The sequence below is a fragment of the Maritalea mobilis genome, from assembly GCF_019800885.1.
GTDB lineage: Bacteria > Pseudomonadota > Alphaproteobacteria > Rhodobacterales > Rhodobacteraceae > Roseibacterium > Roseibacterium beibuensis.
The window spans coordinates 1118848-1132345 of sequence record NZ_JAHVKE010000001.1 but is presented as its reverse complement, the minus strand read 5'-3'; the positions used below and the strand labels follow the sequence as shown (position 1 = coordinate 1132345).

Here is a 13498-nt window from a genome sequence, read left to right as displayed (position 1 = left end):
CCGGGCGTTCTGCCCGGCCTTTTTTTAGTCTCGTGTCGCGCCAGCGTCAGTTCCAGCAGCTCACCCGAACCGCGATATCTGCGCCCAGGCGCGACAGGTTCTCGCGGTTCATCATCCCGGCGGGCGTGGCGATCTGCGGCGCGACACCGGCCTGCTGCAGGATCGGCAACAGCTGATCGCCGCGCAACGCCAGCGTCACCTCGTCGGGAAGGGCGCGGCCATCCAGCATGCCGGGCAGCACCATGCCCAGAACGGCACCCGAGGCGTCGATGACCGGGGCCCCCGCTTCGCTATCGGCGGTTTCCACGTCCAGCCGCTGCACGGTGGTTTCGCCATTCACGCCGGACAGGGCCGAGATCGAGCCGAAGCTGGTCGACGCCGCCGACAGCGCACCGTTGAACGGAAAGCCTGCGACCGCGATCTCTCCGCGCACGCGGCCCGGCGTTTCCGCCATCCGCGCATAATCCAGCGGGGCCAGCGCCGTGCGGGGGCGCAGAACCGCGATCCCGAGGGCGTCGTCGCGATAGGCGATATCGGCCTCGTAGGCATTGTCGATCAGCACACGGGAACATTGCCCGGTGGGTCCCGTCACGGCCTCGGTCGTGGTCAGCACCGTGCCGCGGCTGTCGATGAAGAACCCCGTCCGCAAGACCTCGGGGCGGCGCACTTCGAACCCGGAGACGAGGTCGATATCCTGGCCTGCGCCCTCCGGCACGAAGGCCGGGTCGAGCGCGCCGTCGAAATAGCTGATCGTCTCCTGCATGATTGGCAGGATCTGCTCGACATCCTCGTCCCGCTCGGGGCCCCAGATCAGGGTGAAGCCCTTGACGGCCCCGCCCACGACGCGCGCCTCGGTATGGCTGCGCAGGGTGGCCGACTGACCCGTCAGCAGGAAGCGGTCGCCCTGGCGTTCCCGCTCGCCCTGCATCGGCACGATTTCAAGCGTCTGCATGATCTCGTAGAGGCCGAAAAGCGTGGCGCGGTCGCCCGGCTGGCTGATTAGCAGCACCTGCAATCCGCTGTCGTTGATGCTGTCATACTGCGCAAAGGGGAAGTTGTATTCCGAGAATTCGACCATGCCGAGCGGCAGATCGATTTCGATGCCAGCGCCGTCGTCCCGCACGGTGGTGATGCCAAGCCTTGCCAGTTCTTCGGCGCGTTGGTTCAGCAACTCGGCCCGCTGCCGCGTGGTCAGGATGCCAGTCGGCTCATAGCCGCGCGATTGCTGCCAGGCAGACATGGCGTTGCGGGTGCCGGGGCCAAACGCCCCGTCGATGCCACCGCGGTAAAATCCGTAATACTGAAGGGCGATCTGCAGCGCGTCGCGCTGTTCGCGGGTCAGCTGGGCCTCGCTCTGGCGCGCCTCGGCAACGGTTTCCTCGGGCAGGGGGGCGGGTTCGGGCGGCGTTACCTCTTCGACGACCTCTTCCGCGACCTCCTCGGCGACCGCGTCCACGACCTCTTCCGCCAATTCCTCGGACGCATCCTCGGCCGAGGCGACGACACCTTCGGTGGTCTCGACCCCGTCCCCGGCCAGCGTGTTCACACCCACCGGGAAGAACTGCTCGGTGAAGGCCTGTCCGTCCTGCAGGAAGCTGTCGCCGGGGATCAGGCCCTGTGCGCGAAGCTGGCCCAGCAGCGTAACCGCCTCGGCGCGCGCGTAGGGACCAAGCGCGATGGCGTAAAAGCGCGCGCCGGCGCGGAAGCCGTTCACATCCTCCAGAAGCTGCGCATAGGCGCGCGTGCGCTGTTCGGTCGTGGCAAGATCCGGGTAGCTTTCGATCTGGATCCAGACCCGCTGATCGGGGTCCTGTGCGCTGGCCGGTCCGGCCAGCGATACGCCAAGTCCCAAGACCAGCGTCAGGGCGAGAATGCCCCGCAGAAAAGTCGTCAACATCGTTTCAAAAACCCTGTCGTTTCGAGGCTTTGTGTATGGCGCGGTGTAAAATCTCCGCACGTTCCCGGCGGACGTTAGCAGAGGGCCCGCCCCTTGCGCCAGTGAAGAAGCACGTTTTCGGGCCGTGCGGTGTGGCGCATCCGCCCTGCAAGGCGGTGCACCCTGATTGACCCTTTGGTGCCGCGCGCATAGGAAGGCGCCGAACCCCCACAGACGCCACGGGATCGACGCCATGTCCGCCGCCACGACCAAAGCCGACGCTCCCCGCAGTTTCCAGGAGATCATCCTGCGGCTGCAGACCTACTGGGCCAGCCAGGGCTGCGCCATCATGCAGCCCTACGACATGGAGGTCGGCGCGGGCACCTTTCACCCGGCGACAACGCTGCGCAGCCTTGGCTCCAAGCCTTGGGCCGCCGCCTATGTCCAGCCCTCGCGCCGCCCGACCGACGGGCGCTACGGCGAGAACCCGAACCGGTTGCAGCACTACTACCAGTACCAGGTGCTCATCAAACCCAGCCCGCCCGATTTGCAGGCGCTCTACCTCGGAAGCCTCGAAGCCATCGGCATCGACCTTGCCCTGCATGACGTGCGGTTCGTCGAGGATGACTGGGAAAGCCCGACGCTAGGGGCCTGGGGCCTCGGGTGGGAGGTCTGGTGCGACGGCATGGAAGTCAGCCAGTTCACCTATTTCCAGCAGGTTGGCGGCCATGACTGCCATCCGGTCTCTGGCGAATTGACCTACGGGCTGGAGCGTCTGGCCATGTATGTGCTTGGCATCGACCATGTCATGGACATGCCTTTCAACGACCCCGATGCGCCGATCCCGCTGAGCTATGGCGACGTGTTCCGCCAGACCGAGGAAGAATACTCGCGTTTCAATTTCGACGTGGCCGAGACCGCGGTCCTGTTCCGGCATTTCGAGGACGCCGAGGCCGAATGCCAGCGCATCCTGAACGAACCCCATGACGATCCGAAAACGGGCAAGCGCATCGTGCTGGCGCATCCGGCGTATGACCAGTGCATCAAGGCCAGCCATATTTTCAACCTGCTGGACGCGCGCGGCGTCATCTCGGTGACCGAGCGGCAGGCCTATATCGGGCGCGTCCGCGCGCTGGCAAAACTCTGCGCTGATGCCTTCGTGGCGACCGAGGCGGGCGGGTTCCGCCCGGCGGACAGCGCGGCATGACGGCGGGCAAATGGGTCGTCCTTGCGTTGGTCGCAACGGCCATCGCGGCCGGTGTGGGCCTTTGGTACGCCCAGACCCAGGCTTGGTATGGCCCGGTGGATACGCCCGACATCACCTTCAGCGCGCCGGACGGAACACCGATGGAGCGGCCCCTGCTGGCGTTCGAGGGGATCGACGCCAGCACCTCGCCGCTGCGCTACCGCGCCTGTTTCGCGCTTGACCCGTCAGAGGTCGCCCCGCTGATCGAAGCGGGCATGGCCTATGACACGCCCGAACCGCTGGTCGCGCCCGGCTGGTTCGAGTGCTACGACGCCGAAACCATCGCGCTGGCGCTCGACCGCGACGAGGCGACTGCGATCCTCGGGGTGCGCAACATCGCGACCGGCGTGGACCGCGTGATCGCGCTTTTCCCCGATGGGCGTGGCTTTGCGTGGCACCAGTTGAACGGCACGCTGGAATGACCCTCACCGAACCCGGTTGCCCCCGCGCGCCCTTCGCGCGATAGACCGACCAACCCGACCCGAGCTTCAGGACCGATCCGATGCCCGACCTTCTGCTGGAACTCTTTTCCGAGGAAATCCCCGCCCGCATGCAGACGCGCGCGGCGGACGACCTCAAGCGTCTCGTCACCGACGGGCTGGTCGAGGCGGGTCTGACCTATGCCGGGGCAGGGGCCTTCTCGACCCCGCGGCGGCTGGTCCTCGCGCTGGAAGGGCTGAGCGCCGAGTCCCCGACCATGCGCGAGGAACGGCGCGGCCCCCGCATTGACGCGCCTGAAAAGGCGCTGGAGGGGTTCCTGCGGTCGACCGGCCTCAGCAAGGACCAGCTTGAGGCGCGCGAGGAAAAGAAGGGCAGCTTCTGGTTTGCCACCATCGAAACCCAGGGTCGCCCCGCCGCCGAGATCGTGGCCGAGGTCGTCACCCGGACCGTCCGCACGTTCCCCTGGCCCAAGTCGATGCGTTGGGGGGCGGGGTCCTTGCGGTGGGTGCGCCCGTTGCATTCCATCCTCTGCGTTTTGTCAGACGAGAACGGCGCCAGCACCGTCGCCTTCGACATTGATGGCATCGAGGCCGGCAATACGACCGAGGGGCACCGCTTCATGGCGCCCGGCCGCTTTGCCGTGAATTCTTACGACGACTACGCGGCCAAGCTGGCCAAGGCGTATGTGATCCTCTCGCCCGAGGAACGGGCAGAGAAGATCTGGCACGACGCGACCACGATGGCCTTCGCCGCCGGCATGGAGGTGGTCGAGGATCGCGCGCTTCTGGCCGAGGTGGCGGGGCTGGTCGAATGGCCGGTCGTGCTGATGGGCGACATCGGGGAAGAGTTCCTTGGCCTTCCGCCCGAGGTTCTGCAGACCTCCATGCGCGAGCACCAGAAATTCTTCTCGGTGAAGAACCCGTCCACGGGCCGGATCGAGAAATTCGTCACCGTCGCCAACCGCGAGACCGCCGATCATGGCGCGACGATCCTTGCCGGAAACCAGAAGGTTCTGGCCGCCCGCCTGTCGGATGCCAAGTTCTTCTGGGAAAACGATCTGCGCATCGCCAAGTCCGGCATGACCGATTGGATGGACGCGCTGGAAAACGTGACCTTCGAGCGCCGTCTTGGCAGCCAGGCCGACCGCATCCAGCGCATCGCGTCGCTGGCGCGGGAAATCGCGCCGGTGGTGGGCGCCGACCCCGAGGATGCCGCAACCGCGGCCAAGCTCGCCAAGGCCGACCTGTCCTCGGAAATGGTCTATGAATTCCCCGAGTTGCAGGGCGTCATGGGCCGCTACTATGCCGAGGCCGCCGGCCATGCGCCCGATATCGCCGCCGTGGCAGAGGAACATTACCAGCCGCTCGGCCCGTCGGATGACGTGCCGTCCTCGCCGCTTTCGGTCGCCGTCGCCCTGGCCGACAAGATCGACACGCTGACGGGTTTCTGGGCCATTGACGAGAAGCCGACCGGGTCGAAAGACCCGTTCGCGCTGCGTCGCGCCGCGCTCGGGATCATCCGCATCGTGCTGACCGAGAATCGCCGCCTGTCGCTGGATCGGTTCATCGACAGCCAGCTGCTCCGCCACAAGATCGCGTTGGAGCGGCCTGTCGTCGGCGATGACGTGATCGATACGCTGGAGGAAATCCTTGACGAGATCGCGGAGCGGGGCGTCTTCGGCGCCGCCTTCCGCGCCGTTACCGACCGGCTCAAGGCCGATGGCAACGGGCCTGATCTGGAAGAGGGCTCGCCCCTGCGCACCGTGGGGGAGATGGTGCCGGACCTGTCCACGGACCTGCTGGCGTTCTTCCATGACCGGCTGAAAGTGCACTTGCGGGCCGAAGGTCTGCGCCATGACGTGATCGACGCGAGCCTGTCGAAGCCGCCCGCAGACGACCTGACGCTGGTGGTCGCCCGCGCCCGCGCCCTGCAGGAGGTCATCGCGACCGAGGATGGCGAGAACCTCGTTCAGGCCTATCGCCGCGCGGCCAACATCCTGACGCAGGCCGAGGAAAAGGACGGGGTCGAATACCGCTTCGGCGCCGATCCGAAATTCGCCGAGACCGACGAGGAAACCGCCCTGTTCGCGGCCCTCGATCAGGCGAAAGCGGCCATCGCTCCCGCGCTTGCGGCCGAGGATTTCACCGCCGCGATGGGCCATATGGCAGGTTTGCGCGCGCCGATCGACGCGTTTTTCGAGGCGGTGCAGGTCAATACCGACAACGAGATCGTCCGGCGCAACCGCCTGAATCTGCTGCACCAGATCGTGGAAACCTGCGGCCAGGTGGCCGATCTGGACAAGTTGGAAGGATAGGGCAGGCGGCCCCGGGCGGGCCGCTTTGCCACAGGCAACGTGGCGTCGCATCCTGTCACCTGAACTGGACAGGTCATTTCGTGCTAGTATGGTGTGCTGCACGCGCGAAAGGACGAGCATGATGCTCACCACACCCGACTTCACCGAGATCACGCCGACGGCCGACATTCGCAAGGACCGGCACGGCAATCGCGCGAAATGCCTGCAACGCCTGGTCCGGCTGGATTTGCCGGTGCCGCCCACGGTCGCGCTGCCCTTCGACACGGTGCGCGCCATCGCCCAGGGGCGGATGCCGGACCTCGCGCAGGTGCTGGGGCTGTTCGGCCCCGATACGCTGGTTTCGGTCCGGTCCTCCAGCGAAGCCGCCGATTGGGGCGGTCCGGGCACAATCCTGAATATCGGCATGAACGACGCGCAGGCCGAGCGGCTTGCCGCCATCCACGGTCAATCCGCCGCCGACGCCTTTTATGTCAATTTCATCCGCAGCTATGCCGTGGATGTGCTGCGCCTTGACGAAGATGCCTTCGAAGGGCCGCTGACGCCCCGCCTCGCCAAGTCCCAGTTCGAGGACGAGATGGAGGAAGAGTTTCCGCAGGACCCCACCGTGCAACTGGCGCAGGTGCTTAAATCCATGGCCCGCGCGTGGGAGGGGACGACCGCACGCCTTTTGCGGCAGGCCAAGGGTGCGCCCGCCGATGCGGGCCTCGGGCTGGTGGTGCAGCAGATGGCCCTTGGTCCCGGCAAGGGGCTGTCGGGGGCGGGTGTCGTGCAATTCGTCTCGTCGGAAACGGGCGAGCCGCAGGTCACGGGCCGCTACCTACCACAGGGGCAGGGCCGTGCCGCCCTGTCGAAATCCGAGGCCCGTTATATCGAGCATGACGAGCGCGGCCCGTCGCTTGAAGACGATGCGCCCGAGACCGTCGCCGCCCTGCGCGAGGCTGCGCTGCTGATGCGGACCCGCCTGCGCGAGGAGATGCAGATCGAGTTCACGCTGATGGACGGGCATCTGTCGCTGCTCGATGCCGTGCGCGCGCCACGCTCGGCCCGCGCCGAGGTCGCCATCGCCGTTTCACTGGCCGAGGACGGCATCATCCCCCGGCACGAGGCGTTGACCCGCATCGCGCCGAACACGCTGAACCAGATGCTCCACCGGCAGGTTCTGCCCGACCCGCATCGCGATGTGCTGACGACCGGCATCGCCGCGGCTCCGGGCGCTGCGCAGGGCCGCATCTGTTTCACCGCTGCCGCCGCGCAAGCCAGCGCCGCGCAGGGAGAGCCCTGCATCCTTGTCCGGCGCGAAACCAGCCCCGAGGATATTCGCGGCATGCATGCCGCCGACGCCATCCTGACCGAGCGGGGCGGCATGACCAGCCACGCCGCCGTGATCGCGCGGGGCCTTGGTGTTCCTTGTGTTGCCGGGGCCACCCAGCTTCAGATCGACAGCCGAAAGAAAAGCCTGACCGTTCCGGGCCGAAAGGTGTTTCACGAGGGAGACATCATCACCGTCGATGGCTCCTCGGGCGAGGTGCTTGTGGGCGCCGCCACGATGATCGAACCGGCCCTTGGCGGGGCCTTTGCGACGCTGATGGACTGGGCCGATGCCGAACGCGATATCGGCATCCGCGCCAATGCCGACACGGCCGGGGATGCCGCGATGGCGCAGCGCTTCGGCGTGGACGGGATCGGCCTGTGCCGGACCGAGCACATGTTCTTCGAGGCCGGTCGCCTGACGGTGATGCGCGAGATGATCTTCGCCGAGAACCCCGAGGATCGCGCCGCCGCGCTGGAACGCCTCCTGCCGATGCAACGTGCCGATTTCCAGGGCCTGTTCGAGTTGATGCGCGGGCAGCCCGTGTGCATCCGCCTGTTCGACCCGCCGTTGCATGAATTCCTGCCCGGCGATCGCGAGGGCATCCGTGCATTGGCCGAGGCGCTGGACCTGCCCGTCAGCCGCGTCGCCTCGCGGATCGAAAACCTTCAGGAATTCAACCCGATGCTGGGGATGCGGGGGGTGCGACTCGGCATCACCGTGCCCGAGATCTACGAGATGCAGGCGCGCGCCATTTTCGAAGCCACCATCGCCGCGTCCCGCAAGGGCGCGCCGGTCGTGCCCGAGATCATGATCCCGCTCGTCTCGGCCCGGCGCGAGGTCGAACTGGTCAAGGCGCGCATCGACGGGGTGGCCAGCGCGGTCAAATCGGAAACGCGCAAGGAGTTCACCTATCGCCTTGGCGTCATGGTCGAAACGCCGCGCGCCGCGTTGCGCGCGGGCGAGATCGCGGAACACTCCGCCTTCCTCTCCTTCGGGACGAACGACCTGACCCAGATGACCTATGGCCTGTCGCGCGACGATGCGGGCCGCTTCATGTCGGCCTATGTCCACCAGGGCGTGTTCGAGGAAGACCCCTTCACCCAGCTCGATATCGACGGTGTGGGCGAATTGCTCTTGCTCGGGGCTGAGCGCGGGCGCGAGGCCCGGCCGGACGTCACCTTGTCGCTCTGCGGCGAGCATGGCGGCCATCCGCAATCCATCGGGTTTTGTCGGCGCGCGGGTTTCGACTACGTCTCCTGTTCCCCGTTCCGGGTCCCGGTCGCCAAGTTGGCGGCGGCGCAATTGTCCATTCTTGACAAGGATTTGCCGTGCGACGTTGATTTGGATATTGGTACCGATCACTGATTTCGGCGCCCGTGTTGTCAACTATTTGTGACCTGTTCAGCGTCAATCACTAGATTCGGTGCGAATTTTGTGACGCAGGCGAAACAAGGTACACCACTGGTCGACGGTCGAATCAACGGCTGCGCACGGGCCATGCCGTCCGTGGAAAGGGGTAAGATGTCGAGAAAGATGCAGCTGGCCGCCCTTGTGGCCGGCCTTATGAGCTTTGCGGTGCCCGCCGCCGCCGATACACTTAATCCCGAGGTGACGATGTCGACATCGAGGACCCCGGGTGGCGGAATTTCAGGCCGACTGGGCGCTTTGATGGGGATCGAGCAGGCCTCGCTCGCCACGCTCTCCGAAACGCGCCTGCGCCGCTTGGGTGCCCCTTACACCGGTGGAGCGGGCGATGACGTGCGCATCATGGACGCCGCGGAGCTCGATGACTTGCGCCGCCCGCGCGGCAACCGGCAGTGGCAGTGCCTGACCGAAGCGCTGTATTTCGAGGCGCGCGGTGAACCCATCGTCGGCCAGTATGCCGTTGCCGAGGTAATCCTGAACCGCGTGGACAGCCCGAACTATCCCAACACGATCTGCGATGTGGTGCACCAGGGCACCGGACGCCGGTTCGCCTGCCAGTTCACCTATACCTGCGACGGCCAGCCCGAAGACATGACCGACCGCGCCGCGTGGCACCGGGCAGGGCATATCGCGCGCATCATGATGGACGGCGCGCCGCGGGACCTGACGGGCGGGGCCACCCATTACCACGCCGATTGGGTCAGCCCGAACTGGGCGCGCGTGTATCCGCGCACCGCCGAATACGGCATCCACCTGTTCTATCGTCAGCAATACTAAGCGGCGTCGTCTTTCGCGCCCGAACCGCCGCGGCCTGTCATGGCGCGTGGCGGTTTCGCATGTTAGGCCACCCGCGCAGGACGACAGCGGGTGGGTTCCAACCATGAGTGACGAGATTTCCCTGGCCTTCCGCCATCCTTCGGAGCGCGCCAAGGCGACGGCGGGCGACGCGCCATGCGACCGGATCTCGATGACCGAGCATCTGCGCGAGGTCGAGATCGGCGCCTTCCAGGCCGAGCGGGGCGTAACCCAGACCATCCGCTTTGACGTGGTGGTCGAAGTCAGCAGCCGCGCCGAGAGCGCTGCCGACGACGTGGACCGGATCCTGAGCTATGACACCATTGTCGAGGCGATCGACGCGGCACTGGCAGCCGAGCGGGTCAACCTCCTGGAGACGCTGGCCGCGCGTATCGCCGACGGCATCCTCGCCCACCCGCTCGCCGCGCGCGTCTTCGTGCGCATCGGCAAGCTGGATCGTGGCCCCTACACGCTTGGCGTCGAGATCGTGCGTGAGGCACCCGAGGGGCGCCGCCCCTTGCGCCTTCTGGCCGAGACGGCGCCGCAACCGCTGGTCGTGTACTTGTCGAACGAAGCGGTCGCGCGACCGGATCTTTCGGAACTGCTCGACCGGTTCGAGGCCGCCGGTGCGCCGGTGATCCTCTGCGTCGACCGACCCGACCTGCCGGTGCCCCATGCCGCCCATCCGATGCCGCAGCGTCGTATCGACTTGCTGGCGATCGAGCAGGGCGCTTGGGTGCTGGCGGCGCGCGATCGGCGTTGCGTGGTGGTCGACAGCCGAACCGAGCTGGATTGGGCCATGCGGCAGGGGCAGATCAGTGTCTGGGCGCCCTCGAAACTGGTGCTCGACGCGGTCGAGGGGCCTGCGCCCGACGTCACGCACCCTTTGTCGCTGGCGCTTTGGCTGGCCGCCGCGTTCCACGCGCGCGAGGTCCTGTCCCTTGGTGCGACCCCGCCGGAGGGCGCGCCCGATCCGCATTGCCCGCTGCGCCTGCTTAGCGCCGACGATTTGCCGGGCGTGCCGGGCCTGCCGACCAACACATGACTTGCGTGCCGGGTTTATACGGAGAGGTCAGGTCAGGCCGAAAGCCTGACTTTTCCAGGACCTTCAAGGCCGCGCGATGCTCGGGGCCGATGATGGCGTACACATCCGTTTCCCGGAACACCCGCACAGCGTAATCCAGCGCGTGGGCGACGAATTCGCTGGCCAGCCCGTTGCCCCATTGCTCGGGCAGCAGGTAGCAGCTTAGTTGCAGGCCCTTGCGCCCGAACCCGATATTGAACCCGCCGACGCCCAGGTCATGGCCCGCATGCGACAACGTCCAGGGGGCCACGCCGCGCCGTTCCCATTCGGCGCGGTCAAGGGCCAGACGCGCCGGACCCTTCTCGTTGAAGAGCGCTCGGTAGGTCGGGGCCGAGTTGGCCTCGGGCGGGCGGCAGGACAAACGTGGCGTTTGAAACGGGACAGGAGCAGACATGGGGCCCAGCACTAGATTACTTAGCGTCACTCAATAACGTGGGACAGGCTCATATACCATCGACAGCACCTTGCGGTGCAAGGCCCCAGACGCTACTCGGCGCGTCATGAGCCGCTATTTTCGACCGATCCCGAGCCTCGATCCCGCAGATATACCGGGCAGCTTCGTCTTGGCGGGGGGCTGGGCGCGGTTCAGCCAGGTCGAGTGCCTGTCACGCGGGGCTGCGCCCGAGATCATCGCCGCGGCCGATCTGCCCGAAGAGGACCGCGCGCCGCTGATCGCGCCGCGTGTACCCATTGCCGGGCTGAGCATGGACGTGCCGCGGCTCATGGGCATCCTCAACGTCACCCCCGACAGCTTTTCCGATGGCGGCAAGCATACCGGTGTCGAAGATGCCTGCGCGCATGCCGCGCGGTTGCTTGAGGAAGGTGCCGACCTGATCGATATCGGCGGTGAAAGCACCCGACCGGGCGCGCCCGAGACGCCCGAGACGGAGGAGATCGGCCGCATCGCGCCAGTCATCTCAGCGCTCAGGGCGCAGGGGGTGTCCGCTCCGATCAGCCTCGATACGCGGAAATCGGGCGTGGCGCAGGCCGGCATGGCCGCCGGGGCGGCGATCCTGAACGATGTTTCAGGCCTGCGGTTCGACCCGGCGTTGGCCAATGTCGCGGCCGAAACCGGCGCGCCGCTGATCCTGATGCATTCCATCGGCACGCCCGAAACGATGCAATCCCTCGCCGAAGGGGCCTATACAGACGTTCTGCTCGACATTTATGATGCGCTGTCGGCGTCTGTCGCGCAGGCCGAAGCCGCGGGCGTGCCGCGCGAGCGGATCACGGTCGATCCCGGCATCGGCTTTGGCAAGACGCAAGCGCAGAACCTTGCGGTGCTGAACCGGATCAGCCTGTTCCATGGGCTTGGATGTGCCATCCTGCTGGGGGTGTCGCGTAAGGGGTTGATCGGGCGCATCGGCGGGGCGACCGACCCCGAGGCGCGCGGCCCCGGATCGGCGGGTGTTGGCCTATGGGCCATATCGCAGGGCATACAGATGCTGCGCGTTCATGATATGGAGATGCATGCGCAGGCGATCCGCCTGTGGCGCGCCGTCTCCGGCGCGACGAGAGGCTAAGCGAAGGTCCGGGGCCAACCCGGGCGGGGGGCAGAGAACGATGACACGCAAGCTGTTTGGCACCGACGGGGTGCGGGGCCGTGCGAACACCTATCCGATGACGGCAGACATGGCGCTGCGCCTGGGCGCGGCGGCGGGCCGCTTTTTCCGGCGCGACACCAGCCGCGAGCATCGCGTGGTGATCGGCAAGGATACGCGGCTGTCGGGCTATATGCTGGAAAACGCGCTGACGGCGGGGTTCACCTCGACCGGCATGAACGTGTTCCTGCTGGGGCCTGTCCCGACGCCAGCGGTGGGGCTGCTGACGCCGTCGATGCGCGCCGATGTGGGCGTGATGATCTCGGCCAGCCACAACCCGGCCGAGGATAACGGGATCAAGTTCTTCGGACCGGATGGCTTCAAGCTGTCGGACGCGGCCGAGGCCGAGATCGAGGACCTCGTCTCGGGCGCGGTCGAACCCGCCCAGGCCGAGAATATCGGGCGTGCCAAGCGCATCGACGATGGCCGTTTCCGCTATGTCGAACGGGTCAAGGGCACGTTTCCGGCGGGTCTGACGCTTGAGGGGCTGAAGGTCGTGATCGACTGCGCCAACGGCGCGGCCTACCGCGCCGCGCCCGAGGTTCTTTGGGAACTGGGGGCCGAGGTGATTGCCGTGGGCGTCTCGCCCAACGGGATGAACATCAATGACGGCGTGGGATCGACGAAGCCGCAGGCCGCCGCCGAGAAGATCCGGGAAACCGGCGCGGATGTGGGCATCTGCCTCGATGGCGACGCGGACCGGGTGATCCTGATCGACGAGACGGGCGCCGTGGCCGATGGCGACCAGGTCATGGCGCTTCTGGCCGCGCGTTGGGCCGAGGAAGGCCGACTGACCGGCGGCAAGCTGGCCGCGACCGTGATGTCCAACCTCGGGCTTGAGCGGTTCCTGGCTGGCAAGGGGATCGGGCTGTACCGCACCGCCGTCGGCGACCGCTACGTGGTCGAGGCGATGCGCGCGCACGGCCTGAACCTGGGCGGGGAGCAGTCGGGCCATATCGTGATGACCGATTATGCCACCACCGGGGACGGGCTCATGGCGGGCCTGCAATTCCTGGCCGAGATGGTGCGGACGGGCCAACCCGCCAGTGCCCTGGCCCGCAGCTTCGACCCGGTGCCGCAGCTTCTGAAGAACGTGCGCTACGGCGTGGGCCAGACGCCGTTGGAGTTGCCGCAGGTGCAGGAGGCCATCGCCGAGGGCGAGGCGCGGCTTGGTGAGCAGGGGCGTTTGCTGATCCGCAAATCGGGCACCGAGCCGTTGATCCGTGTCATGGCCGAGGCCGAGGACGAGGCGTTGATGATGGCCGTCGTCGACGAGATCGTCGGCGCGGTCGAAGCCGCCGTCTGAGGGGGAACGGGCGCGCTCGGGCCCCCGGTGTCCGGGGGCCGCTCCCTTGCCCGTCGGGGGCGCTGCCCCCACACGGCCTTCGGCCGGTCCCCCGGAGT

10 protein-coding genes are annotated in these 13498 nt (G+C 66.9%); 8 read left to right on the top strand and 2 right to left on the bottom strand.

Annotated elements, in window-relative coordinates:
- Window positions 1-46: 46 nt before the first annotated feature.
- Complete coding sequence (locus KUV65_RS05480; protein WP_222188305.1) at window positions 47-1897, bottom strand: serine protease; 1851 nt, start codon at window positions 1895-1897, stop codon at window positions 47-49.
- Between the two features lie 232 nt (window positions 1898-2129).
- On the opposite strand from KUV65_RS05480, the gene KUV65_RS05475 reads away from it, so the two are divergent.
- The 6 genes from KUV65_RS05475 (at window position 2130) to KUV65_RS05450 (ending at window position 10454) form a co-directional block, all read left to right on the top strand.
- On the top strand, window positions 2130-3083 hold the full coding sequence (locus KUV65_RS05475; RefSeq protein WP_222188303.1) for a glycine--tRNA ligase subunit alpha: 954 nt from the start codon (window positions 2130-2132) through the stop codon (window positions 3081-3083).
- Window positions 3080-3544, top strand: a complete 465-nt coding sequence (locus tag KUV65_RS05470; RefSeq protein WP_222188301.1) for a DUF6446 family protein — start codon at window positions 3080-3082, stop codon at window positions 3542-3544. Before KUV65_RS05475 ends, KUV65_RS05470 begins: the two co-directional genes overlap by 4 nt.
- Window positions 3545-3624: 80 nt before the next feature.
- The gene (gene glyS / locus KUV65_RS05465; RefSeq protein WP_222188299.1) at window positions 3625-5877 is read left to right on the top strand and encodes a glycine--tRNA ligase subunit beta; all 2253 of its coding nucleotides are present in this window, start codon (window positions 3625-3627) and stop codon (window positions 5875-5877) included.
- Window positions 5878-5995: 118 nt separating this feature from the next.
- Window positions 5996-8554, top strand: coding sequence for a putative PEP-binding protein (locus tag KUV65_RS05460; RefSeq protein ID WP_222188297.1), 2559 nt, complete (start codon window positions 5996-5998; stop codon window positions 8552-8554).
- 156 nt (window positions 8555-8710) lie between these two features.
- Window positions 8711-9391, top strand: coding sequence for a cell wall hydrolase (locus tag KUV65_RS05455; RefSeq protein ID WP_222188295.1), 681 nt, complete (start codon window positions 8711-8713; stop codon window positions 9389-9391).
- A gap of 103 nt (window positions 9392-9494) precedes the next feature.
- Window positions 9495-10454 carry a dihydroneopterin aldolase gene (locus tag KUV65_RS05450; protein ID WP_222188293.1) on the top strand — a complete coding sequence of 320 codons (960 nt, stop codon included), beginning with the start codon at window positions 9495-9497 and terminating at the stop codon, window positions 10452-10454.
- On the opposite strand, the gene KUV65_RS05445 is transcribed toward KUV65_RS05450, so the two are convergent.
- The gene (locus KUV65_RS05445; RefSeq protein WP_222188291.1) at window positions 10405-10887 is read right to left on the bottom strand and encodes a GNAT family N-acetyltransferase; all 483 of its coding nucleotides are present in this window, start codon (window positions 10885-10887) and stop codon (window positions 10405-10407) included. The two genes, KUV65_RS05450 and KUV65_RS05445, sit on opposite strands and share 50 nt — an antisense overlap.
- Before the next feature lie 106 nt (window positions 10888-10993).
- Between KUV65_RS05445 and folP the strand changes: the two genes are divergently transcribed.
- Window positions 10994-12016 (top strand): dihydropteroate synthase, encoded by a 1023-nt coding sequence (gene folP / locus KUV65_RS05440; RefSeq protein WP_222188289.1) that lies wholly within the window; start codon window positions 10994-10996, stop codon window positions 12014-12016.
- A gap of 40 nt (window positions 12017-12056) precedes the next feature.
- The gene (gene glmM, locus KUV65_RS05435) at window positions 12057-13400 is read left to right on the top strand and encodes a phosphoglucosamine mutase (protein ID WP_222188287.1); all 1344 of its coding nucleotides are present in this window, start codon (window positions 12057-12059) and stop codon (window positions 13398-13400) included.
- The last annotated feature ends 98 nt before the right edge of the window (window positions 13401-13498 follow it).